Raw genomic sequence first — 22,848 nt, forward strand, 5'->3', positions numbered from 1 at the left:
AGGTCGCGAGCGACGCCGAGGCATCTGATAAGGACGACCGGAAACGGTGGGGCCGGGCGGTCCGGCGGATTATCCAGTTCTCGTCGGCGATGGTGGGCTGATTCCAGCTACCGGACGGATGCATCCGCAGGCCATGGGCGGACGAATTTTGTAGTCGCCATCACGCCTTTCTTCCCTGCGGCGGGACATCGTGCATCCAGCATCGGTGAACGGTCGACGGCGGCGCGTCGCGCAATGCAGCGCTGCCAAGGGTGCTGAGCGCCAAGAAGAGGTTCAATGAAGATTATGGCCTATGCGGTTTTTCACACCACCCAAAACGATCGCAAGCCGTCCGGCTGGAAACGCTGGGTCTATTCGACGAACCATAAAGATATCGGGACGCTCTATCTGATCTTCGCGATCTGCGCGGGCATCGTCGGCGGCGGGCTCTCCATTGCGATGCGCATGGAGCTCCAGGAACCGGGCATGCAGATCTTCGGCGATCCGCAGCTCTACAACGTGTTCGTGACCGCTCACGGCTTGATCATGATCTTCTTCGCAATCATGCCGGCGCTGATGGGCGGGTTTGCCAATTGGATGATTCCGATCATGATCGGCGCGCCGGACATGGCGTTCCCGCGTCTCAACAACATCTCGTTCTGGTTTCTCGTTGCGGCCTATCTTCTGTTCGTGACGTCGCTGTTCGTCGAGGGAGCTCCCGGTTCCAACGGCGCTGGCACCGGCTGGACCCTGTATCCGCCGCTTTCCACGATCGGTCATCCAGGTCCTGCTGTCGACCTGGCGATCGTCTCGATCCATATTGCTGGCGCGTCCTCGATTCTGGGTTCGATCAACTTCATCACCACCATCCTCAACATGCGCGCGCCGGGCATGACCCTGCACAAGATGCCGTTGTTCGCCTGGGCGGTTCTGGTCACAGCCTTCCTGCTGCTGTTGTCGCTGCCGGTGCTCGCCGGAGCGATCACCATGCTGCTCACCGACCGCAATTTCGGCACGACCTTCTTCGATCCATCGGGGGGCGGTGATCCGATCCTGTACCAGCATCTGTTCTGGTTCTTTGGCCATCCGGAAGTCTACATCATGATCCTGCCGGGTTTCGGCGTGATCAGTCACGTCATCTCGACCTTCTCGAAGAAGCCGGTGTTCGGCTATCTCGGAATGGCCTACGCCATGGTCGCGATCGGCATCGTCGGCTTCGTGGTGTGGGCCCACCACATGTTCACAACGGGCATTTCACTCAACGCGCAGCGCTATTTCATGTTTGCGTCCATGGTGATCGCTGTGCCGACAGGCATCAAGATCTTCTCTTGGATCGCGACGATGTGGGGCGGATCGATCACCTTCCGCGTTCCGATGCTGTGGGCGGTCGGCTTCATCATCGTGTTCACTATCGGCGGCGTCACCGGCGTGATTGTCGCCAATGCCGGCCTGGACCGCGTGCTGCACGATACCTATTACGTCGTCGCGCACTTCCACTACGTCCTGTCGCTCGGAGCGGTCTTCGCCATCTTCGCCGCCTGGTACTACTGGTTCCCGAAAATGACGGGCTACATGTACAACGAGACGATCGGCAAGATTCACTTCTGGACGACATTCGTCGGCGTCAATATCCTGTTCTTCCCGCAGCACTTCCTCGGCGCCGCGGGTATGCCGCGCCGCTATATCGACTACCCGGAAGCCTTCGCCGGCTGGAATTTCGTTTCCTCGATAGGCTCCTACATCTCCGGCGTTGCGCTGTTAGTCTTTCTCTACGGCGTGTGGGAGGCCTTCGCCCGGAAGCGACTTGCCGGCGCCAATCCCTGGGGCGAAGGCGCGACATCGCTGGAGTGGCAACTGTCGTCGCCGCCACCTTACCATCAATGGGAAGAGCTGCCGCGCGTCCGTTAAGGACGGCACGAATGGCGCGATGGAAGCGTGGAGTTACCCGCAACTTTGCTCGACCCAAAAGAAGAACTGGACGGACGACCCTGCGGCCGCAAGCACCGACGTCGATGCGCGCAAGCTGGCCGCGATATACGGCCGCGGCGCCCCCCATGTCCGGCGCAAATTCCGGCTGAAATGCTATCGCTGTGGTTCAAATGAGATCGAGTATCGGGTTCGAGCCAACGAACATTGCTCCGTTGGCGCCGAACCCATTTGCTCTTTCATGATCCGCTGGCCGCTCTCCGGCCTTCTCCTCCGCCGCTCGCCGGAGGTTCGGCGCGAGGCAGCCGTCCTGGTTACGGTGCATGGCGCGCAAGGGATCTGGATCGAAGCGCGCGAGCGGCCGCGGGGCAGCGGTGCGAAGCGAGCGCCGGGAGGCCGACTATCAGCGCCAGTAGCGCTACTGGACGGCCGTCATGCGCGAGATCAACCGCGGTTCATTCGAGCGAACGGCCGTCACGCCTCCACGTCGGACGTTCCATATTTCCATCTAGATGCGGCGGCTCCGGCAACCGGGTTTCTTCGCGACGCCGACAGCCCGATGGCGCGAAATGATGAATGCGCCTCGAACTCCTGAGAGCCGAGGCGCAGGCGTTTACTTGGCAGCGGATACGACGACTTCGATCAGCACGTCCTTGCCAAGTTCGGCAACACCGATTGTCGCACGGGTCGGCAGGTGTTCGGCCGGGATCCACTCCAGCCAGGCTTCGTTCATGCCGTCCTTCTGGGCAAAATCCGAAATATAGATCATCGCCGTCAGAAGCTTCTCCTTCGAAGAGCCGACCTTGGCCAGAAGATCGTCGATCTTGGCGCAGATCTCGGCGGTCTGGCCCTTCATGTCCTTGGACTTGTCGTCGGCGACGAGGCCGCCGAAATAGAGCACGTCGTTATGCTCAACGACGCGATGATTGATCTTGGTCTGGATATGGCGAGTGATCACGCGGAGTGTCCTTGGTCTGGCGTGAGTGGTGATCCGGAGGCTCTGGCCCCCGGGGCGAAACGGGTGATGGAAAATGGCGCGATCGGCGCGTTGGTGCGGCCGCCGGAGACCAGTTCGGCCATGATCTCGCCGACCCCTGGCCCCATCTGGAAGCCATGGGCCGAAAAGCCGAAGGCGTGATAAGCGCCCTCCTGCGTCGATGATGGCGAGATCACCGGGATGTCGTCGGGCATGCGCCCCTCGATGCCGGCCCAGGATCGCACGATCGTCGCGCCGCGCATGATCGGGAAGATCGCGATCGCGGTCTCGGCGGTCTGCTGCAGTTCGCCGAAGACCATCTCGGACACGTTGGTCTCGGGTCTTGCCCGGCCGAGCCTCCCGCCACCGATGACGACGGTTCCGTTGGCCATCTGCTTGAAGGAAAGCGGCCGACCGGTGCCGCCGACCACCGCGTCGCAGAAACGCGGCATGCGCTGAGTGACGATCATCATCGGGGCGATCGCCTCAACCGGCACCGGTTCGCCGAGCTGGCGGGCGATCTCGCCGGCCCACGCCCCGGCGCAGTTGAGAAGCCTGCGCGCGGTGAAGTCGCCGCGATCGGTCCTCGCCCTGAAATCGGGACCGACCCGTTCGACCGTGTGGACGCGACAGTTCTCCTCGAAACGGACCCCGAGCGATCGCGCCTTGCGCTGGAAGGCGAAGGTCGTCTGGTAGGGCAGGGCAAAGCCATCGTCGAGGCTGGCGAGTCCGCCGACGCAGTGCTCGGCCACCGCCGGAAGCTCCTCGCGCAGGCGCTTCCGGTCGAGGATGACCTCGTGTTCGAACCCCATGGTCCGCAGGTCGGCTGCGCGGGCGGCGAGCGTCTCGAGTTCAGCTTCGGTTTCGGCGACCTTGATCTGCGGAGCTCTCTGGAACCCGCAATCGTCGTCGACGAGGTCCCCTATCCGATGCCAGATCTCCATCGAGCGCTGGGAGATCGGCACTTCCGCGTAGTGGCGGCCGAGCCGGCGCACGCCGCCGGCATTTACGCCCGAGGCGTGGCGCGCCACCGTGTCCTTCTCGATCACGACGACGTCGAGACCGCGCAGGGCGGCGTGGAGTGCCGCCGAGCAGCCATGGATGCCACCACCGATGACGAGAAGATCCGCCGTCCGGTTGGTCATGAGCAACGCCTTTCGGGTCAGGGCACGGACCGGAAAGCGGCGAACCGGCTTTCCGCAAGGACTATGGTCGAACAAACGGCTGGAGCGCGACCGACGATACGCATCGTGCGGTCGAAACGCATGCTATTCGGCCGCTTCGCGCGGCGCCCCGCGATCCAGCCCGGCCAGTTCCGACAGCAGCAGCGGCTTCAGCGGCGGGCGGATGCGATAATAGTCGATGGCAGACGGCTCCTCACCGCGCGCGGCGGCGATGATCTCGGTGACGGCAAGGCCGCACATCCGCCCCTGGCAAGGCCCCATGCCGGATCGCAGGAACGACTTGATCTGGTTCGGCCCCGGAGCGCCGAGCGCCACCGCCTCGCGGATCTGGCCGGCGGTGATTTCCTCGCAGCGGCAGACCATTGTTGAATCATGCGGCGCGAGCACGTCCTGCGACGGCGCATAGAGCGCTTCAAGAAGCGGCCGCACGGCGGCGTCCCTGCGCAGTTCGGCTCGCAGTCCTTCGCGCCCTTTCGGGGAAGACTTGCCGGCTTTCTCGGCGATCCGCATTGCGACCAGCCGGCCGCGCATTGCCGCCGACTTCGCGCCGCCGATACCGGCGCCGTCACCAGCGACGAAAACGTCCGCCACACTCGTCTCGAAATTCTCGTCGAGGACCGGCAGGAAGGCGCGCTGGCTGGCGTCGAAGCGATGTTCGCAATTGAGCAGCCGGGTGATCTGCTGGTTTGGCACGACCCCCTGATGCAGGGCGACGTGGCCGGTCTCGATCCGGTGCCGCGTTCGGCCACTGGTGAAGGTCACAGCCGCTGCGGCGGTTTCCCCTTCGACGACGATGTTCCCTGCGTCGCGGTGGACCGGCACGCCGGTCTTCTTCACCGCCCGCATCATGGCGAAGCCCTTGGCGAGATAGCGCCAGCCCGGCAAGGCCTTGCCGAGATGCCTCGCCGCTTCGCCGTAACGGCTCCGCGGCACGGTCTCGACGATGGCCTTCGGCGACGCGCCGGCGGCGATCAGCTGGGTCGCGGCCAGCCAGAGCAGCGGGCCGGAGCCGACGAGGACGACGTCCTCCATCACGATTCCCGACGTCTTGAGCAGGATCTGCACTGCGCCGACGCTTGTGACGCCGGGCAATGTCCAGCCGGGCATCGGCGTCGGCCGCTCGATGGCTCCGGTCGCGACCACGAGACTGTTCGCAGAGACGCTGTGCGAGTTGCCGCCAGCTGAGTAGTCGATGCGTTTTCCGCCGTCGATGTTCCAGACGACCGCGCCGGGCACGTATTCAGCATTCGACGCACGCAGCGCCGCAGCGAGCTCTGCACCGGTGTCATAGTCCGGCCCGAGGATCCTCCGACGCGCGGCGTCCGACGCCTCGACGTCGCGATAGATCTGGCCGCCGGGCCGCGTCTGCTCGTCGAGAACGAGGGTCGAAAGCCCTGCCTGGCTGGTCTCTGCCGCCGCCGCCATGCCGGCCGGGCCGGCGCCGACGATCACCACGTCGAAACTTTTCATGCCACCACCTCGTCCGCCTTCTGACGGCAAACGTTCATTCCCGGCCGCACCTCGATCATACAGGCCTGCCGGTTCGGCACGCCGTCGATCTCGACCAGGCATTCGAAGCAGACGCCCATCATGCAGAAGGGGCCGCGCGGCGCGCCGGTGACGACCGACTGGCGCGTCGTTGTCTCGCCGTTAGCGATCAGCGCTGCGGCGATCGTCTCGCCCGCGCGCGCCGACATCTCCTTTCCCTCGAAGGTGAAGCGGACCGTCTCACCGGTCCCGTCAATTCGCTGGGGCATTGAACCTCCTTGCGGTGAGTGCGGACAGTTCCTCGCCGAGTTCGCCGCGGGCGATCATCGGTGCGAGAGCGAGCGCGTGGGAGCCGGCGAGCGTCACGCCGGAATGGCAGTTGACCGAGAAGACGCCGGGATGCGTCTCGGACTGTTGGTAGATCGGAAAACCGTCCGGGCTCATGATCCTGAGCGCCGCCCAAGCGCGCACGATCCTGAGGTCCTTCAGGAATGGGAACATCCGGATCGCGCGGGAGGCCAGCGTCGCCATGACGTCGCTCGAGGAGGAGACGTCGAAGCCGACATCCTCGTGGCTGTCACCGATCAGGATCGAGCCCTCGCCGGTCTGCCGCACGACGTGGGTCGGAATCGAAAGGCGCGGCCGGGTGCGCTCGGTGACGAGGATCTGGCCCTTCAGCGGCGCGATCTTCAGGTCGAGGCCGACCATCTCCCCGAGTGGCTTGTTGCCGAGGCCGGCGGCGAGCACGACCTGCCCGGCGCGAAAGGTGCCGGCGCGGGTGGTGATGGCGTAGCCGTCGCCGTCGCGGCTGATCCCGGTCGCCCGCGCATCGGCGATGATCGTGCCGCCGCGCCGCTTCAGAGCGTCATGCAGCGCGCGCAACAGGTAGAGCGGGCTGGCGTGGCCGTCATGTTCGCAATAGGTCCCGCCGACGACCTCCGGGCCAAGGCCCGGCAGCATCGCGTCGAGCTCCTGCCGGTCGACGATCCGCGCGCCGTAATGGGCGACGCCGTGGACGTTGTGGAGTCGGGCGAGCAGTGCCCGGCGACTGTCCATCTCCGTCTCGGACAGGCAGAAATGCACCCCGCCAGGCTTTGCATAGAAGGTCGAGACGCCGGTCTCGTCCTTCAGCATGGCGTCGAGGGATGGCCAGAGATCCGCACTCTTTCGAGTCCAGATGGCATAGTCAGGATAGCCGTCGCCCTTCGACTGCACCCAGACGAGGCCGAAGTTGCCCCGTGAAGCGCGAAAGGCAACGTCGCCCTCGTCGAGAACGGTGACGGACAGACCTTCCCGGGCCAGACCGTAGGCGGTGGCTGCGCCGACGAGGCCGCCGCCGATGACGATCGTGTCGCTCGGCATCAGCGGGATCCTTCTCCGATGAGCAGACGGTCGAGCCCATAGATCCGGTCGACGATCAGCATCAGCGCGACAGTGAACAGGATGGTGACCGTCGAGACCGACGCGACCAGCGGGTCGGTAGTCTGGGTGATGTGCGAGAACAGCTTGACCGGCAGCGTCGTCGTCGCCGGATTGACGATGAAGACGGTGACCGTCAGCTCGTCGAAGCTGGTGATGAAGGCCAGCACCCAGCCGCCGACGATGCCCGGGATGATGGCCGGCAGGGTAATCCGCCGGAACACCGTCAAGCCGCCCGCGCCGAGCGAGGTGGCAGCCCGCCCGATCGACGGATCGAGACCGGTTACAGAGGCGAGGACGAGCCGCAGCACGAACGGCACGATGATGACGACGTGGCAGAGGACGAGCCCCCAGAAAGTGCCGTTCATCCCGACCATCGACAGGAAGCGCAGGAAAGCGATTCCGAGCACGACGGTGGGCACAGTCAGCGGCGACAGGAACAGCGCCTGCAGCGCATCCCGCCCGCGAAACCGGCCGCTGCCGATTGCCAGTCCGGCCGGGATGCAGATCACCGTCGCGATGGTCGCCGAGGCGACGCCGAGCTGAAGGCTGACGATCGCGGCGTCGATGAAGTCGGGATTGTCGAGGATCGCCTGGAACCAGCGCAGCGAGATGCCGCTCGGCGGGAATTCGAGGAACCCTTCCGGCGTGAATGAGACGCCGACGACGACAATCAGCGGCGCCAGCATGAAGGCGGCGAAGACGAGGCTGAAGAGCTTGGCGAAGGAGCCGTTGGTTCTCATTCGAACACGCCCGCGAAACGCTTCTCCACCAGCCGGTTCCAGGCCACCATGATGGCGAGGACGGAAACGAGAAGAATGACCGCGATCGCCGCGCCAAGCGGCCAGTTCAGCGTGTTCAGGAATTCGTCGTAGACGGTGGTCGAGGCCACCTTGACCCGCCGTCCGCCGAGGATCGCCGGCGTCGCGAAGGCGCTGGCCGAGAGCGAGAAGACGATCAGCGAGCCGGAAAGGATGCCTGGCATAGCCTGCGGCAGGACGATCCGCCGGAACACCGTCAGCGGCTTCGCCCCGAGGGATTCGGCCGCCCTCTCGGTGGCCGGGTCCTGGCGCTGCAGCGCCGCCCAGATCGCGAGGATCATGAAGGGCACCATCACATGGACGAGGGCGATGACGATGCCGCCGGAGGTGTACATCATCTTCAGCGGCCGCTCGATCAGGCCGAGATGGGTAAGCGCTTCGTTGATCACGCCGCGGTTGCCCAGAAGGATCGCCCAGCCGAGCGTGCGCACCACCACCGAGATCAGCAGCGGCCCGAGCACGACGAGGATCATCACCGATCGCCAGAACGGATGCATGCGCAGCAGGAAATAAGCTTGGGGTGTCCCGATCAGCGCGCAGATCACCGTCGTCGCCAGGGCGATCAGGAAGGTGCGCAGGAAGATCTCGTAGAAATAGCTGTCGCCGAGGACATCGGCGTAGTTATGGAAGCCGAAGGTCGGCTTGATGCCGCCATAGAAGTCGAAGCTGTTGAATGAAAGTACCGCCGTCATGACGAGCGGGGTCACCAGCATGACGGCGAAGAGCACGAGCGCCGGGGCGCTCAGGAGCCACGGACGGGCACTGCTATTCGTCATGCCGCCGCCTCCGCGGCGAGCAGGCGCAGATGGTCGCGATGCCAGTTCAGATGGACGGTCTCGCCGAGTTCCGGCTCGCGCCGGCCGCTGTTGCTGCGCACGACGAGCAGCGCGCCGAGCGGCGTATCGACCTTCAGCAGCCATTGGTCACCGAGGAAAACCCGCTCGATCACCCGGCCGGGCACGATCGCCTCGCCCTCGGCGCAGAACTCGATCCGCTCGGGCCGCAGCGACATGAGCACGGGTCCGGGCGCATCGGCCGAGGCCGGGCCGTCCAGCGTGAGGTCGCCGCAGCGCAGGATCGTGCCCTCGGCGCTCTGGCTTTCGAGATGGGCGTTGATAACGTTGCTCTTGCCGAGGAACGACGAGACGAAGGCGTCCTTCGGCCGGTCATAAGCGTCGAAGGGCGAAGCCTCTTGGACCAGGCGACCGCCCTGCATGACGGCGATCCGGTCGCTGAGGGCCATCGCTTCCGACTGGTCGTGGGTGACGAGCAACGTGGTGACGCCGGCTTCCTGCTGGATTCGCCTCAGTTCCAGCTGCATTTCCTCGCGCAGCTTGGCATCGAGATTGGAAAGCGGCTCGTCGAGCAGCAAGAGTTCGGGCTCGATGACGAGGGCTCGGGCGAGCGCCACGCGTTGGCGCTGGCCGCCCGACATCTGCCGCGGATACCGGCCGGAGAGGTTCGACAGATGGACGAGATCGAGGGTCTGGTCGATCCGCCGCCGACGCTCGTCGGCGGGAATTTTCCGCATTTCCAGCCCGAATCCGACATTCTCCTCCACCGTCATGTGGGGAAACAGCGCATAGGTCTGGAAGACGATGCCGAGACCGCGCTTGCGGGCCGGCACCCTGGCCAGATCCCGGCCGTTCAGCGAGATCGATCCACCGGAGGGCGTCTCGAAACCGGCGATCATCTGCAGCGTCGTCGTCTTGCCGCAGCCCGACGGGCCCAGCAGAGAAACGAACTCGCCTCGCTCGACTGAGAGTGTGAAGCGATCGACTGCCACGGTCTCACCGAAGCGCTTGGTCAGATCGCGAAGTTCCAGAATTGCCATTGCCGTTCGCTCAACCCGCCGGGAGATCGTCTTCCTGCGGGGCGGGATTGAAGCCCGCCCCGCCGATCGCTTGATGCGCTCGTGTCAGCGCTCGACTTCGCGCGCCCAGCGCTGGGTCCATTCCTGGCGGTTCTGGTTGATCGTGTCCCAGTCGACCGCGATCAGCTTGGAGATCTTCTCCGGGCCGTAGGGCAGCGTGTCGGCGAGTTCCTTCGGCAGCTCGGTCGTCTTGTTGACCGGTCCGGAACCCATGGCGTCGCCGAGCTTGACCTGGATTTCCGGGTCGAGAAGATACTTCACGAAGGCCTGCGCCTCGTCCGGAACGTCGGTCTCGACGACCGGGCAGGCGGCCAGCATCAGGGCGACGGCGCCTTCTTCCGGATAGGCGAACTTCGCCGGGAAGCCCGTGTCGGCGAGGGACTTGGTCCGGCCCGATCCCCAGATCGAGACGGCAATCTCCTTCGACTGGAAGATCTCCGACATCTTGCCCGAAGACGGTTCGAAGACGAGGACGTTCGGCGCGACGTCGTCGGCCATCGCCGTGAAACCGGGGTCGATATCCTTCTCGCCGCCGCCGTTTAGCCGCGCCATCATCACCAGCGTATGGAGGCCGTAGGTGTTGGAGATCGGCGGGATCGACAGAAGCTGGTCGTATTTCGGGTCGGTTAGGTCCTTCCAGCTCTTCGGGGCATCCCAGCCTTCCTTCTCGAACCATTCGGCATTGTAGGCAAAGCCGGTGGCGACGAAGCCGATGCCGATCGAGTTGGGCCCGAGCTTTGCGATGTCGTAAATGTCGTCCGAGGCGACGTCGGCCGCGAGCGGCGCACAGAAGCCGAGGGCGTCGGCCTGGTACATCGGACCGTCGTCGAGGATCACCACGTCGAGTTCCTGATTGCCCTTCTGGGCCTGCAGGCGGGCGAGGTTCTCGGTTGAATTGCCTGCGACGAACTGGATCGTCACATCATGGGACTTCTCGAACTCCGGTATGATGAGTTCCTTCATCAACGTCTCGAACGAGCCGCCGTAACCGCCGACGGTCAGCGTCTTGGTCTGCGCATGGGCGCTCGTCGCTGCTAGAAGCGAGCCCGCCGCGGCGAGCATGGCGATATGTTTCTTCATGAAGTCCCCCTACCGATCCCAGTTTGTAAGCAGGCCCATCGTTTGGGCATTTCCCATTCCATGCAAATGAAATTATAGGATAGAGCCATTCCATAAGGTTATAAGGTCGTCAGAATGCCGCAACCCAACATGCGCCAATTATCGGCCTTCAACGCCGTGATGAAGGCGGGCTCGGTCACCGAGGCAGCCGAACGCCTGTTCGTGACCCAGCCTGCGGTCACCAAGCTCCTGAAGGGGTTCGAGGAGGCCTGCGGCTTTTCCCTCTTCCATCGCGGGCAGGGCCGGCTGAAGCCGACAGTCGAAGCCAGGCAGCTGTTTGCCGAGACCGAGACGATCGAGGCTGGTCTGATGCGCATCACCCGCCTGGCGGAATCGATCCGCAATCTCGAGCGCGGCGAGGTGTCGGCCGTGACCTTTCCGGGGCTCGGCATGCACATCGCACCGCAAGCGGCGGCCTCGCTTCTCAAGCGCAGCCCGGAACTGCGGCTGCAACTCTTCACCCGCACGTCGCGCAGCATCGAGGATTCGATGGTCACCGGCAAAGCCGATTTCGGGATCAGCCTGTTGCCGGCGACGTCGCCCGCGCTCGATACGCGCGAATTCGAGGCGATCGAACTGGTCTGCGTGGTCCCTGCGGACCACCGGCTCTCCAGAGCCGCGATGATCGACATCAAGGAACTCGACGGCGAGCAACTGGTCGCGCTCGGGCGGGAAGATCTCTCGTTCCCGATCATCGAAGCGGCGTTCCAGGGAGCCGGCGCGCGCATGCGGCCAGTCGCCGAGGTGCAGATGGCGGATGCGGCCTGCGCCATTGTCGCCGAGGGCTACGGCGTGTCGATTGTCCCGTCACTGGCTTCAGCAGGGGCACGGGATGGCCGTCTAGCCTTTCGCCCGCTACGGCAGCATATCAGGATGACATCCTGGCTCGTCACGCCAAAAGGCGAAAAGCTGTCCATGCTGGCTAACATCTTCCTTGACGAGATCCGAACACGGATCCGACGACTTCAGGTGCCGCAGAGCCTTGCAAACAAACCGGCTCCGGTTCGCCCTATGAATTGAGCGAGTTGTTAAAAATACCAACAGCTGACCGGCGGCCGAGTGAGCTTTCCTTGGAAGCGAAAACACTGGACCCCATGGCCTTTCCGCCCGAAGAATGACCGCTCAGGGCCCAAGCCAGTCGTTTGCGGCTTTGCCAATGACAACTGGAAGCCGAACGGCAGCTTTCTCAGTGGGCGGATTGGATTCCGAATGGTCTCCTTACGGCCCTGAGCGGTCGATTAGTACTGCCCAGGTGAATGACCCGCTCACGGCCATCAACTCTCGCCGCGAGCATCGAGAAAAAGCGACGGTTCTCCGAGCTGGCCGCCCTTGAGAACGACCTCGAGGCCGTCGAATTCCGGCGATCGGCTGTGACACCGGCAAACTGGCGCGCCCTTGCCGAGAGGGTAGGCGATTTCCAACGCCGTCACCGGCGAGGCTTCGAGGACTCGTCCGGCCGTGTCGCCGCCGGCCACGACGAGCCGGCGCAGGCCGAGGCGCAGTACGGCTTCGGCCGCTATGAGGCCCAGAGTGCGACCAATCGCGTCCTGCGCCTCGGAGAAGGGAATGCACCGTTCGGTGGCGAGAGCCCTGAGTGCGGCGAAAGCCGGATCGTCGATGGTCTTGGCCGCGAACACGACAACTCCTGCGACTCGACCCAACGCTGCGTCGATCGCCCGTTGGATCCGTTCGATCTCGAGCGGCGCGGCGGCCGGGTCGATCGCCTTCGCGACATCCAGGCGGATCGTTTCGAAACCGTTCGCCTCGGCGACATCGATCTGCTCCGCGGTGACCGGCGAGCAGCTGCCGGACAACACCAGAAGCCGGTCAACGGGCGGCATCGGTGGAAAGCTCTCCGCGGTCGCGGGCAGAAGCCCGGTTCGACGCCAATGCGCCACCAATGCGTATTGGAGCCCGGACGAAGAGGCGCTGAACACGGACCCGTCGCCGCCCTCCCAGACCAGGCGTCCCGCTTCGGCCTGGGTGGCATCGTCCGCAACGTCGATGAAGACCACCGTTCCGCGCTGATGTCTTGCATGCGCCGCGGCTTTCATGGCCGTCCCGTTCGCGAGGGCTGCGACATCGATCGATAAGATGCTTCTGTCGGTCTGCGCTGCCAGATGGAGGCGGAGATCGGCCTCTTTCATCGGCGTTACCGGATGCCGCGACATCGTCGGATGCCGGTCAATGCGGTAACGGTCGGCGCCGGCCGCCGCAAACAGGTTGGCGAAGACTTGCCAACGGCCGAGCTGCGGCGCTCCCACGATCGATGGCGACCACGCACCGTCAACGATCGCGTCGCCAATATCGATCGCCCGCCCGATCGAGCCGATATTCGTCGACGAATCGAAGGTGGAGCAGACCTTGTACTGAAGAATTCTTGGAGAAAGCGCGGCGAGCGCTCGAAACGGACCTCGCAGATGCTCATCCATCCATTCCGGAGATCGCGAGCGAGCCGTTCCCGCGATCCCGATGACCGGATAGTCGGCGAAACGAGCGAGATCGTCGGCGTCCGGCGTTCGTGTAAAGAGAATGGTGCGCAATCCCGCGAAGGCGGTCACCTCCATGGCGTCGGTCGAGCCTGTGAAGTCATCTCCGTAGAAGGCGAGGAGAACGCCGGCGGGAAGGCTCGCCGTCATGCGAATTTCTTGACTGCTGCGGCCAGATCCGGTGACGCCGCCGCCGCTTCGTGCAGCGGCACGCCCTGCATCGCCGCGTCCCAGGCTTCTCTCAAAGAGCGCACACCTGCCGCGATGCCCGACGGATGCGCGACGATACCCCCGCCGGCGCAGTAGATGAGGTCTCGTGAGCCGAGACGCTTCCACGTTCCCTCTGCCTGCTTCACGCTTTGCCCCGACGAAAACACCGGCATGACCAGGTCCGGACGGGTTTCCGAAATGGGGCTTAGGCAGGCTTTGGCCGACGCGATGACGCTGTCGTCAGGCTCCCAGAACTTGTTCGACAATCCGTTGACATGCATGTGGTCGACGCCGATGAGGCGCCAGAGCTTCTGCCAGGCGATGTAGGACCAGCCATTGTCCGGCGAGCGCCCGAGATATCCCCAGCCGTTGCGGTGTGCGTGGATCGGAAGGCGGGAATGACGGCGCAACGCGGTCATTCCCGTGAGTCCGATGCTGTTGAGGCTCACCATGACGCAGGTGCCGCCAAGCTTTTCGACGAGGTCGTGGCGGCGCAGCATCTCGTCGATTTCGCCGGTCAGATTGACGGCGTACATTACCTTGCGCCCCGTGCGATCCGCGTGGCGCGCGATGACCGCCATCACCGCAGCGAGCCGCTCCTCGAATGGGCAATGGGACCCATCGGCCTGAAGTTCATCGTCCTTGATGAAGTCGATGCCGCCTTCGCACAATTGGTCGACGAGAGCCGCGGTTTCGGCGGGGCCGAGACCGACCGACGGCTTCACGATGGTGCCGATCAGCGGACGGTCCTCGACATTCGCAAGCCGGCGCGTGCCCTCTATGCCGAATGCGGGGCCGGGATATCGCTCGGCGAAGGCGGAAGGAAGATGGAGGTCGACGAGTTTGAGCCCCGCGACCTCCCGCAATTCGAAGAGGTTGCCGGCGACGGTGGCGACGAGGTTGGGCAGTGACGGTCCGATATTGGCGAGAGGCCAGGATAAGGTCATGGCGAAGGACCGCGAGACGTCGCCGGTGGCGCCGGGCAACGGTGCCAGACCACTATCGTCGATCTCCTCGAGGCGATCGACCCGGGCGGCCGACCGTGCCTTGAGTTCCGCGCTTTCACCCGGGATCGCCACGAACGTTCCCGAGGACTGCTCGCCGGCGATAATGTCCGCCACGCGCCGGGGATCCTGCGCGGTCCTGAGAACATATTCGGCGACTATGCGCTGATCCGTCATGGTGTCCCCCGTCCACTAGGTGCTGGTGATGGCGCCGACACCTTCGAGCCACGCGCGATAATCGCGCAGGCCCTCTCGGATGTCGGCGAAACGGGGCGCAAAGCCGAGGCGAGCACGCGCCTTGGAGATGTCGAGCGGGGCCCCGCGCTCAAAGAACAGGCCGGGTCCGATCGCCATGTTGCTGTCATGGCCGACAATTTCGGAAACGTGGCCGACGATGTCTCGGTGCGGGACGGCTACCCCGCAGGAGATGTTGAAAGCCTCGCCCGCAACCTCGGCCGGAGCGTCGAGCAACGCGACGACACCGGCGGCGGTGTCCCGGACATGGGTCCAGTCCAGCGATTGATCGCCCCCGTTCGGCGAGATGATGTCGGTTAGTCCTTCCAGGGGTCCGAACATCGCCTGATAGAGCACATGCATCCGTGACGGCAGCTTGCCGGGACCATAGACGAAGTAGAGGCGTGCATTGCGCACGTCGATGCCGTAGGTCTGACCATATTGCAGCGCCAGCACCTCGTTCGAGGCCTTCGTCGCGCCGTAGAGGTCGGTGACCTTGACCGGTGTTTCCTCGGTCTGGCCGCCGGGCTGATCCCCGTAGATTGCGCCGGAGCTGAGGTTCACGAACTTCGGAACGCCGAGGATGCGACAGGCCTCAAGGACGTTCAACATCCCGACGGTATTGATCTGTATATGGCGGAACGGACGCTTGGCGAAGTTAGGGCCGGCGATGACGGCGACCCCGAAGATCACGGCGTCGATCCGGCCTTCGTAGGCCTTCATGCGTTCGAACAGCGTATGCACGTCGAGAACATCGACATTCTCGAATGTCAGCCGGTCGCGGTGAGGCTCAAGATAATCGAGGCCCCGGCCGTCGAGACCGGCGGCGCCCAGATCGAAAATGACGACGTCTTCGCCGCGTGCAGCGAGATCGTGCGAGATCCAGGACCCGACATGTCCCAGACCGCCGAAGACGAGAGTTGTCATCGCAATACTCCGCTGGTGAGAACGAGGTGAGGCTCAGTTCAGGAGAAGATTCGGAATCGTCAGGACGAGCCAAGGCAGGAAGGTGATCGCGATCAGCATCGCGAACAACGGAATGTAGAAGGGCAGGATTTCCTTGACGAGGCTGCCGAACGGAATGTCGGCAACCCGTTGAACCGTGAAGAGCACCGTTCCCACCGGCGGCGTTATCAGCCCGATCATCAGGTTGAAGATCATCATGACGCCAAAGTGGACCGGATCGATCCCATAGCTGACGACCAGGGGCGTCAGGATCGGAGTCAGGAGAAACAACGCCGGAACCGAGTCGATAAAGCACCCGATCAGAAGGATGAACACGTTCAGAAGAGCAAGCAGGACATATTTGTTGTCGATATTGGCACCGAGATATTCGATGATCTGCGAAGTCACCTGGTAGCGCGCCAGGACCCAGGCATAGAGCGCCGAGCCGGCGATGATGATGAGCAGCGCCGCCGTGTCGACGGCGGTCTCCTTGCAAATCACCCAGAACTCCCGGACGGAGATCGTGCCGTAGACGAAGAAGGCGATGAGCGTGCAATAGACGACCGCGATCGCCGAGGCCTCGGTCGGCGTGAAGACGCCGGAAAGGATGCCGGCGATAATGATTACCGGCGTCAGGATAGGCAGAAATCCGGACATGCAGGCGGAGGCGATCTGGCGCAGGGTGGCGCGCTGGGCAACCGGATAACCGCGCTTGTGCGAAAGATAGGCGACAAGGGCCATCAGCCCGAGGCCCATCAGGATGCCCGGAAGGATAGAGCCCAGAAAGACGGCGGCGATCGAGACGTTGGCGAGCGCGCCGTAGATCACTGCGGGAATGCTCGGCGGGATGATCGGGCCGATCGTCGCCGAACTGGCCGTTACGGCGGCGCTGAAGCCGCGGTCGTAGCCGTCGCGCTCCATGGCCCGCATCTGGAGTGGCCCCAGGCCGCCCGCGTCGGCGACGGCGGAACCGGACATGCCGGCGAAGATCATGCTGGAAAGGATGTTGACGTGGCCAAGGCCCCCGCGAAGATGCCCGACCAGGGAGCGCGCGATATTGAACACGCGATCTGAAATACCCGACGCGTTCATCAACCGACCGATCAGGAGAAAGGCCGGGATGGCGAGAAGGGTGAAGCTGTTGACGCCGTAAAGCGTCCGTTGAGCCAGCATTTCATAGGGAATGCTGTCGACGCCGCGGGTGGAGGCGAGAACAGCAAGCGAGGCGCCGATCATCGCGAAGCCGACGGGCACGCCGATGAAGAGCAAGACAAGCAGCGTGCCGAAGAGAGAAAGAAAGATGATCATGACGGCTTCCCCGTCCGCATCCCGAGGAATGCCCCCACGATGTCCTTGAGGAGAAGGGAAATCAGCATGACGATGCCGATCGCCTGGATGAGGTATAGGTTGGCGAAGGACACGGGAATGGTGCTTGCGCTGACATTCTGAGTACGGCCCATCATCTGATAGGCGCCGACGACGACCGCCATCGCGATTCCGGCGGTGAGAACGTCTCCGACGATGTCAAACCAGCGCCGGGCGCGGTCCGACAAGAGATCGAGGACGATGGTAATCCGGATCTGCGCGCCATATCGCTGGGCGATCGCCGCGCCGAAGAAGATTTCGGCGATGAACAGGAAACGGGAGGTCTCGTCGGTCCAAGGGACGCCAATGCCAAGCACATAGCGCGAGGCGACCTGAACGAACATGACGGCCAGCATGGCCACGAAGGCGGTCGTCATCAGGACCTCGACGGCCAGCCAGAAATAGCCTGCAGCCTTGCCTGGGACACCGGTGCGGACATGTTCGATCGGCGACACCGCGGGATCCTTTCGGTTGAGGTCGATCGTCGACGCGCTTGCCGTCAGGACAAGCGCGTCGAATTGTCGGATGGGCTTTTAGTTCAGCTTGGAAAGAACGTAGTCCTTGACCTCGGGGGCATAGCCCTCCGCGATCTTGCGGATCGCTGGGGCTGCCTTGGCGCGAAAGGCCGCGACGTCGGGCTCGACCACCGTCATGCCCTTTTCCTGAAGCTGCTCGAAGAGCTGAGCCTGCTTGCTGGTGACGAGCTCGTCGCCCCACGCGATCGCCTCGTCGATGGCGTCCTGAACCATCGTCCGGTCCGCTTCGGACAAGCCCTGATAGAAGTCCTCATTCATCAGCCAGTGGAAGAACGAATAGACGTGCTGCGTCTTGCTGACGTGCGACTGCACTTCATACAGCTTGCCCGACCAGATGTAGTCGACGGGGTTCTCCTGCATGTCGATGACGCCGGTCTGCAACGCAGTGTAGACTTCCGGCCAGGCGATCGGGCTCGGCAGAGCGCCGATTTCCGTCCAGATATCGACCCAGGGGGCGATCTCCGGAACTCGCATGCGGACGCCCTGAACATCCTCCGGGGTCTCGACCGGGTTTTTGGACGTCAGGTTGCGGGGATTGCGCACCGAGATCCCGACAAGACGCAGGTTGCCGCTCTCGACCACCGCTTCGCGAAGGCGCTCGCCGATTTCGCCCTCATAGACCTTTTTGGCTTCCGCGCTGGAGTTGAAGACGAAGGGCAGGTCCGCCGCCGCGTATTGAGATGCGTAGAGCGTCATCGGCATCGAGCCGCCTAGCGCGATCTGGTACTCGCCGCTGCTGGCGCCCTCCAGATGGTCGCGTTCGCCGCCGACTTCGGTGCCGAGCAGGGCGACGGTAAACTTGCCGTCCGACTTTTCCTCGATGTTCTTCTTCAGCCGCTCGCCGACCTGGAACATCTCGTGACCCGGCTCGACATGGAGCGCGATCGCAAGTTCCTCGGCGACGGCCGGGAATGCCATGGTGGCCGCGCCGAGCGCGAGTGCCACGAATAACGATTTCTGCATGAGGAACCTCCCAATCGATGCAAAGCGGACCTCATCCCTCCCGGATGAAAGTTCCGTCCGCGAACTGGTCCGATCATCAGACGTTCCAGTCAGCTGATGACTTTCTGACGCATCGGCGCTAGGCTTGTCAACGGGGGTCGTGCATCAATGTGTCGATGTCCGCGACAGGGAGAGCGCAGTGGCCGTTGAGATCGAGAACGCCAGACCCATCAGGCATGGTCGCGAAGGACGCATCGTGAAGCGTCGTCGCATGCACGAAGACCTGGTGGAGATGCTGGCGACGGACATTCGCGAAGGCGTCTATACGGTAGGCGACGCACTTCCCTCCGAACGCGATCTGATGGACGAGTTCGGTGTCTCTCGCTTGACGGTCCGCGAGGCGACGGCGGCGTTGGAAAGCAAAGGATTAATTGAAACCCGCCCTGGAACGCGCGCCCGCGTTTGCGGCCCACGCCCTGACTTTCTGCTGGGCATGCTTTCGGAAGCGGCAGCCTTTCACCTCGGGGAGCCCGGTGGGCTGCGCTCCTTCATGGAAATTCGCGGGATCGTCGAAACGGGTGTCGCCCGGATCGCGGCTGAAAGGATCACCGACGATCAGATTGAGGGCCTCAGAAGCGAACTCGGTCGCAATCGCGAGGCTGTTGGCGATATGGCCGAATTCGGCCGGACCGACGTCGAGTTTCACTCGGCGATCGCTCGCATCGTCCAGAACCCCATCGTCGACGGATTCTTCATCGCCGTCGACGAATGGCTTCGCGAGGTCCGTCGAACGAGTTTGCTCAACGACGGCCAAATGGAAACGGCGTACGCCGCTCATATGAGAATCTTCGCTGCTCTCGAATTGCGCGACCCAGACCGGGCAGCAGCGGAAATGCGGGAACATCTGGGTCAGCTATCGCGCATTTATCCACCGACTCCGGTCGAGCCGACGGCAGTGGAACCATCGCGGAAAGAGGCGCCATGAATCGGGAACGCGGAATCCTCGAGCGGATACCGTAGATCCTGAAGCGCCGACACGGCACAGCGTCGACTTTCCCCGAGTTGCGCGTTCCGCTCTGCGCCCATTTCGGCCGTCGAGGCCGGCTGCGCCAGCGCCTGAAAGCAGACGTTTGCCAACTACCACGCTGGAGGGCGTGGTTGCGCTACTAGCTGAAAGCGGTATCAGTCGGCGTTGGAACGGGACCTCGGATCGGGTTACAGAAATACCCCCTGCTGCGGGCAGGCGTTGGCGCGGACTTTGCAGGGTTCAGGCTCGGTTTTTGAAAGTACCAACTCCCGTTGTCGGTCTCGACGATGTCGCAGTGGTGGGTCAGACGATCTCGAACGGCGACCGATCATGAAGCTCCTGCCGGATCGTGATATGTCGGCAGTCGCGGCCTGGCTATCGGATCATTACGATACCCCGCAGAACAATGTGAGGAAATCCAGTTTATCCAAATTCTTGCAAGGAACGTGTTGGCATTTCATGCCGAATGCGCGAGTTTCATCTGCTGCGAATATCCAAAACCATGGGCCGCGCTCCAGATCCTGTGCCTTGACGCGCGTAGATCGCGCCGTGACCTGTCCGATGGGCGGCAGCGGAGAACGCCATGTCGCTTTTTGAACTCGGCGCAATCCTGCTGGTGCTGACGGCCGCTTTCGGCTGGATCAATCATCGACTTGCCTACCTGCCGCACACCGTCGGCCTGCTTGTCATGGGGCTCGGGGCCTCTCTGGTGATCATCGGGGCGGAGGCGGCTCTGCCGGGGCTGCTGCATTACGAGGATCTGGTCCGCCTCGTTCGTCAGGTCGGTTTCCAAGAAACAGTGCTGGACGGCATGCTCGCCTTCCTTCTGTTCGCCGGTGCGCTGCATGTCGATGCGCCCAGCCTGCGCAGCCGCGCATGGACGATCGGCTCGATGGCGACTCTTGGTGTCGTACTGTCCACCGCGATCATCGGAACAGGCCTCTGGGCGGCGGCCCAGGGTCTGGGCATCGCGATGCCGCTTCCGTGGGCCCTTGTCTTCGGGGCGCTGATCAGCCCGACCGACCCCGTTGCCGTCCTGGCCACGCTGAAGGAGGTCAAGGTTCCGTCAGACCTTCAGACTGTGATGACGGGCGAGACCTTGTTCAACGACGGCGTCGGCGTGGTCCTGTTCGCCGTTCTGCTGGAAGCGGCGGTCGGAGGGAGCATCGAGCCGCTGCATATCGGCCAGATGTTCTTTGTCGAAGCCTTGGGCGGCGCCGCCCTTGGTGGGGTCACCGGGTACGTCGCCTACCGCGCCATGCGTGCGATCGACGACTATACCATCGAGGTATTGATCTCACTGGCCCTGGTCGTCGGCACCTATGCGGTTGCCGCCAGGCTGCACATGAGCGGCCCGTTGGCCGTGGTGATTGCAGGGTTGCTGATCGGAAGCCGTGGGCCCCGCGATGCGTTCAGTGATCAGACCCAGCGCTACCTGTTTGGCTTCTGGACGCTGATCGACGAAATGCTGAACTCGGTCCTGTTCCTGTTGATCGGGCTGGAAGTCCTGGTTCTGCGCTTCGAGCCTGCCTTTGGCTGGCTGATGGCCGTGGCCGTGCCGCTGGCGCTTGTCGCCCGCCTCGCGGCCGTCAGCGGGCCGGTGCTGCTGATGGGCAGGTTCCGCAGCTTCCTGCGCGGAACGATCCCCGTTCTGACCTGGGGCGGTTTGCGGGGCGGCATTTCGGTGGCGCTGGCGCTGTCGATCCCGGAGGTGGCGGAGAAATCCGCCATACTTGCGGCAACCTATGCCGTGGTCATCTTCACCCTGATCGTTCAGGGGTTGAGCCTGCGCGCCGTGATCCAGCGGGTGCTCAAGTGATCGGGTCCGGATCGGCGCGCGCGACACCGATCTGCGAGGTCGCGCTACGGGCGCAGCGCGGACGCTCTCCGACGCGGGAGGCATGGCTTCGCTCGGCAATGGCCACGTTCTTTGCAACGCGGGCTGCAGCTTTGACGATCGGAAATCGGTGTTGTCGCCGAATGGACAAATTTTGCGGGGCCCGGACGCTGCCCCGGACTGCTCGTGACCGGAAGGAGCAACACTTGGCGAAGTCATTTTCCATCACACGCGTCTCTGCGTTCTGGGGACGCCTGAATTCGAGTTTCTGGTTCGTGCCCACCATGATGTGCGCGGTTGCGGTCGGACTATCGTTCCTGCTGATCGAGGTCGATACCCGGCTTGGTGTCGGCACTGTGAGCGAATTCGGCTTGCTCTATACGTTCGGACCGGAAGGCGCCCGGGCAATCCTATCGGTCATCGCGAGTTCGATGATCACGGTGGCCAGCCTGATCTTCTCCATCACAATGCTGTCGCTGCAACTCGCTTCCTCGCAATTCGGGCCGCGGGTCCTGGAAAACTTCATGCGGGACCGCAGCAATCAGATCGTGCTCGGAACTTTTGTGGCAACGTTCCTCTATTGTCTGGTCGTGCTGCGTTCGGTGCGGGGTACGGCGGACTCCAGCTTCGTTCCGCACCTGACCGTTGCATTTGCGGTGGTTCTCGCTGCTGTTGGCGTCGCGGTTCTTATCTATTTCATCCATCATATCGCCACCTCAATCCGCATCGAAACGCTGCTCGCGCAACTGGCAGCCGACGGGTGCGCCGCCGTCGATCGGCTCTTTCCGGAACGGCTCGGCCATGGTCCCTTGCATTACGAGGACGAGCCGGCTGCGGATCGGCTCCCAAACGACTTTGATGCCGGCTCCGAACGGGTCAGTGCCGATGCGAGCGGATACGTGCAGAATGTCGGTATGGACGCTCTCATGCAGATTGCCACAGAACATGATCTTGTTTTGCGGATCGAGACCCCGCCCGGTCGCTTCGTGACCGAAGGTGAATGCATGATCACAGCATATCCGCGTGATCGGGTGTCGGATGGGATCGCCGAAAGCTTGCGTGGCGTGCTTGTCATCGGCCGAGATCGGTCAGTCAATCAGGATCTCGAGTTCGCGATCCGGCGTATTGTCGAACTGGCCCAGCGATCCTTGTCGCCTGGCATAAACGACCCCACGACCGCGCTATACTGCATCGACCGACTCGGAGAGGTGTTCGGTCGATTGTCCGGTCGGGATCTCCCATCGCCCATCCGCTACGACGACACCGGACAGTTGCGTATCCTGACTGAAGTCATCGTCATCGAGGAACTGGCATGTAATGCTTTTTCGGCGATCGCACGCTACGGGACCTCCGACGTCGATGTGGGGGATGTCCCGAAGTTTGTTGAACTTCGTTGAGCGGCGATGCCGGGTTGAACGTTACGCGGCCCTCGATGCAGGGGCAATGAACTTTTCGGCATTTTGGCGCTGATGGG

Annotated in this window: 20 protein-coding genes; 5 read left to right on the top strand and 15 right to left on the bottom strand. The window is 63.4% G+C overall.

Annotation, left to right across the window (positions count from 1 at the left end):
- The first annotated feature begins 285 nt into the window (after positions 1-285).
- Entirely contained in the window at positions 286-1,887 is a 1,602-nt protein-coding gene (gene ctaD / locus VQ045_RS13650) for a cytochrome c oxidase subunit I (protein ID WP_331830511.1), read from the top strand.
- Positions 1,888-2,518: 631 nt separating this feature from the next.
- Here the strand turns inward: ctaD and VQ045_RS13655 are convergent.
- From VQ045_RS13655 to VQ045_RS13695, 9 genes are all read right to left on the bottom strand, one after another.
- Complete coding sequence (locus VQ045_RS13655; RefSeq protein ID WP_327648664.1) at positions 2,519-2,863, bottom strand: RidA family protein; 345 nt, start codon at positions 2,861-2,863, stop codon at positions 2,519-2,521.
- Positions 2,860-4,026, bottom strand: a complete 1,167-nt coding sequence (locus VQ045_RS13660; RefSeq protein WP_327648665.1) for an NAD(P)/FAD-dependent oxidoreductase — start codon at positions 4,024-4,026, stop codon at positions 2,860-2,862. Before VQ045_RS13660 ends, VQ045_RS13655 begins: the two co-directional genes overlap by 4 nt.
- 123 nt (positions 4,027-4,149) lie before the next feature.
- Positions 4,150-5,535: an FAD/NAD(P)-dependent oxidoreductase gene (locus tag VQ045_RS13665; protein WP_327651119.1), complete on the bottom strand. Its 1,386-nt coding sequence runs from the start codon at positions 5,533-5,535 to the stop codon at positions 4,150-4,152.
- Positions 5,532-5,822 (bottom strand): (2Fe-2S)-binding protein, encoded by a 291-nt coding sequence (locus VQ045_RS13670; protein WP_327648669.1) that lies wholly within the window; start codon positions 5,820-5,822, stop codon positions 5,532-5,534. Before VQ045_RS13670 ends, VQ045_RS13665 begins: the two co-directional genes overlap by 4 nt.
- Positions 5,806-6,915 carry an NAD(P)/FAD-dependent oxidoreductase gene (locus tag VQ045_RS13675; protein ID WP_331830499.1) on the bottom strand — a complete coding sequence of 370 codons (1,110 nt, stop codon included), beginning with the start codon at positions 6,913-6,915 and terminating at the stop codon, positions 5,806-5,808. The genes VQ045_RS13670 and VQ045_RS13675 overlap by 17 nt, the downstream gene beginning before the upstream one ends.
- Positions 6,915-7,715, bottom strand: a complete 801-nt coding sequence (locus VQ045_RS13680; protein WP_331830500.1) for an ABC transporter permease — start codon at positions 7,713-7,715, stop codon at positions 6,915-6,917. Before VQ045_RS13680 ends, VQ045_RS13675 begins: the two co-directional genes overlap by 1 nt.
- Positions 7,712-8,569 (bottom strand): ABC transporter permease, encoded by an 858-nt coding sequence (locus tag VQ045_RS13685; protein WP_327648674.1) that lies wholly within the window; start codon positions 8,567-8,569, stop codon positions 7,712-7,714. The genes VQ045_RS13680 and VQ045_RS13685 overlap by 4 nt, the downstream gene beginning before the upstream one ends.
- Positions 8,566-9,627, bottom strand: coding sequence for an ABC transporter ATP-binding protein (locus VQ045_RS13690; RefSeq protein ID WP_331830501.1), 1,062 nt, complete (start codon positions 9,625-9,627; stop codon positions 8,566-8,568). The genes VQ045_RS13685 and VQ045_RS13690 overlap by 4 nt, the downstream gene beginning before the upstream one ends.
- Before the next feature lie 84 nt (positions 9,628-9,711).
- Positions 9,712-10,746: an ABC transporter substrate-binding protein gene (locus VQ045_RS13695; protein WP_327648676.1), complete on the bottom strand. Its 1,035-nt coding sequence runs from the start codon at positions 10,744-10,746 to the stop codon at positions 9,712-9,714.
- Positions 10,747-10,860: 114 nt separating this feature from the next.
- Between VQ045_RS13695 and VQ045_RS13700 the strand changes: the two genes are divergently transcribed.
- Positions 10,861-11,805: a LysR substrate-binding domain-containing protein gene (locus VQ045_RS13700; protein ID WP_331830502.1), complete on the top strand. Its 945-nt coding sequence runs from the start codon at positions 10,861-10,863 to the stop codon at positions 11,803-11,805.
- Between the two features lie 254 nt (positions 11,806-12,059).
- On the opposite strand, the gene VQ045_RS13705 is transcribed toward VQ045_RS13700, so the two are convergent.
- From VQ045_RS13705 to VQ045_RS13730, 6 genes are all read right to left on the bottom strand, one after another.
- Positions 12,060-13,424, bottom strand: coding sequence for a four-carbon acid sugar kinase family protein (locus VQ045_RS13705; protein ID WP_331830503.1), 1,365 nt, complete (start codon positions 13,422-13,424; stop codon positions 12,060-12,062).
- Positions 13,421-14,665: a ribulose-bisphosphate carboxylase large subunit family protein gene (locus tag VQ045_RS13710; RefSeq protein WP_331830504.1), complete on the bottom strand. Its 1,245-nt coding sequence runs from the start codon at positions 14,663-14,665 to the stop codon at positions 13,421-13,423. The genes VQ045_RS13705 and VQ045_RS13710 overlap by 4 nt, the downstream gene beginning before the upstream one ends.
- Before the next feature lie 15 nt (positions 14,666-14,680).
- The gene (locus VQ045_RS13715) at positions 14,681-15,649 is read right to left on the bottom strand and encodes an NAD-dependent epimerase/dehydratase family protein (RefSeq protein ID WP_327648680.1); all 969 of its coding nucleotides are present in this window, start codon (positions 15,647-15,649) and stop codon (positions 14,681-14,683) included.
- A 33-nt stretch (positions 15,650-15,682) separates the two neighbouring features.
- Positions 15,683-16,975, bottom strand: a complete 1,293-nt coding sequence (locus VQ045_RS13720; RefSeq protein WP_331830505.1) for a TRAP transporter large permease — start codon at positions 16,973-16,975, stop codon at positions 15,683-15,685.
- Positions 16,972-17,487, bottom strand: coding sequence for a TRAP transporter small permease (locus VQ045_RS13725; protein ID WP_331830506.1), 516 nt, complete (start codon positions 17,485-17,487; stop codon positions 16,972-16,974). Before VQ045_RS13725 ends, VQ045_RS13720 begins: the two co-directional genes overlap by 4 nt.
- A gap of 78 nt (positions 17,488-17,565) precedes the next feature.
- The gene (locus tag VQ045_RS13730) at positions 17,566-18,531 is read right to left on the bottom strand and encodes a TRAP transporter substrate-binding protein (RefSeq protein ID WP_331830507.1); all 966 of its coding nucleotides are present in this window, start codon (positions 18,529-18,531) and stop codon (positions 17,566-17,568) included.
- Positions 18,532-18,802: 271 nt separating this feature from the next.
- On the opposite strand from VQ045_RS13730, the gene VQ045_RS13735 reads away from it, so the two are divergent.
- From VQ045_RS13735 to VQ045_RS13745, 3 genes are all read left to right on the top strand, one after another.
- On the top strand, positions 18,803-19,495 hold the full coding sequence (locus tag VQ045_RS13735) for an FCD domain-containing protein (RefSeq protein ID WP_331830512.1): 693 nt from the start codon (positions 18,803-18,805) through the stop codon (positions 19,493-19,495).
- A gap of 625 nt (positions 19,496-20,120) precedes the next feature.
- Entirely contained in the window at positions 20,121-21,356 is a 1,236-nt protein-coding gene (locus VQ045_RS13740; protein WP_331830508.1) for a cation:proton antiporter, read from the top strand.
- A 224-nt stretch (positions 21,357-21,580) separates the two neighbouring features.
- Entirely contained in the window at positions 21,581-22,771 is a 1,191-nt protein-coding gene (locus VQ045_RS13745) for a DUF2254 domain-containing protein (RefSeq protein WP_331830509.1), read from the top strand.
- The last annotated feature ends 77 nt before the right edge of the window (positions 22,772-22,848 follow it).

Source organism: Aurantimonas sp. E1-2-R+4, assembly GCF_036549515.1.
Taxonomy (GTDB): Bacteria; Pseudomonadota; Alphaproteobacteria; order Rhizobiales; family Rhizobiaceae; genus Aurantimonas; species Aurantimonas coralicida_A.

What these genes read in the sequence shown, in the direction of transcription:
- VQ045_RS13730 (WP_331830507.1), bottom strand. Translation starts at nt 18,531, where the DNA reads ATGCAGAAATCGTTATTCGTGGCACTCGCGCTCGGCGCGGCCACCATG.
- VQ045_RS13670 (WP_327648669.1), bottom strand. Translation starts at nt 5,822, where the DNA reads ATGCCCCAGCGAATTGACGGGACCGGTGAGACGGTCCGCTTCACCTTC.
- VQ045_RS13715 (WP_327648680.1), bottom strand. Translation starts at nt 15,649, where the DNA reads ATGACAACTCTCGTCTTCGGCGGTCTGGGACATGTCGGGTCCTGGATC.
- VQ045_RS13700 (WP_331830502.1), top strand. Translation starts at nt 10,861, where the DNA reads ATGCCGCAACCCAACATGCGCCAATTATCGGCCTTCAACGCCGTGATG.
- VQ045_RS13675 (WP_331830499.1), bottom strand. Translation starts at nt 6,915, where the DNA reads ATGCCGAGCGACACGATCGTCATCGGCGGCGGCCTCGTCGGCGCAGCC.
- VQ045_RS13695 (WP_327648676.1), bottom strand. Translation starts at nt 10,746, where the DNA reads ATGAAGAAACATATCGCCATGCTCGCCGCGGCGGGCTCGCTTCTAGCA.
- VQ045_RS13710 (WP_331830504.1), bottom strand. Translation starts at nt 14,665, where the DNA reads ATGACGGATCAGCGCATAGTCGCCGAATATGTTCTCAGGACCGCGCAG.
- VQ045_RS13680 (WP_331830500.1), bottom strand. Translation starts at nt 7,715, where the DNA reads ATGAGAACCAACGGCTCCTTCGCCAAGCTCTTCAGCCTCGTCTTCGCC.
- VQ045_RS13740 (WP_331830508.1), top strand. Translation starts at nt 20,121, where the DNA reads ATGTCGCTTTTTGAACTCGGCGCAATCCTGCTGGTGCTGACGGCCGCT.
- VQ045_RS13735 (WP_331830512.1), top strand. Translation starts at nt 18,803, where the DNA reads ATGCTGGCGACGGACATTCGCGAAGGCGTCTATACGGTAGGCGACGCA.
- VQ045_RS13720 (WP_331830505.1), bottom strand. Translation starts at nt 16,975, where the DNA reads ATGATCATCTTTCTTTCTCTCTTCGGCACGCTGCTTGTCTTGCTCTTC.
- VQ045_RS13705 (WP_331830503.1), bottom strand. Translation starts at nt 13,424, where the DNA reads ATGACGGCGAGCCTTCCCGCCGGCGTTCTCCTCGCCTTCTACGGAGAT.
- VQ045_RS13685 (WP_327648674.1), bottom strand. Translation starts at nt 8,569, where the DNA reads ATGACGAATAGCAGTGCCCGTCCGTGGCTCCTGAGCGCCCCGGCGCTC.
- VQ045_RS13665 (WP_327651119.1), bottom strand. Translation starts at nt 5,535, where the DNA reads ATGAAAAGTTTCGACGTGGTGATCGTCGGCGCCGGCCCGGCCGGCATG.
- VQ045_RS13690 (WP_331830501.1), bottom strand. Translation starts at nt 9,627, where the DNA reads ATGGCAATTCTGGAACTTCGCGATCTGACCAAGCGCTTCGGTGAGACC.
- ctaD (WP_331830511.1), top strand. Translation starts at nt 286, where the DNA reads ATGGCCTATGCGGTTTTTCACACCACCCAAAACGATCGCAAGCCGTCC.
- VQ045_RS13660 (WP_327648665.1), bottom strand. Translation starts at nt 4,026, where the DNA reads ATGACCAACCGGACGGCGGATCTTCTCGTCATCGGTGGTGGCATCCAT.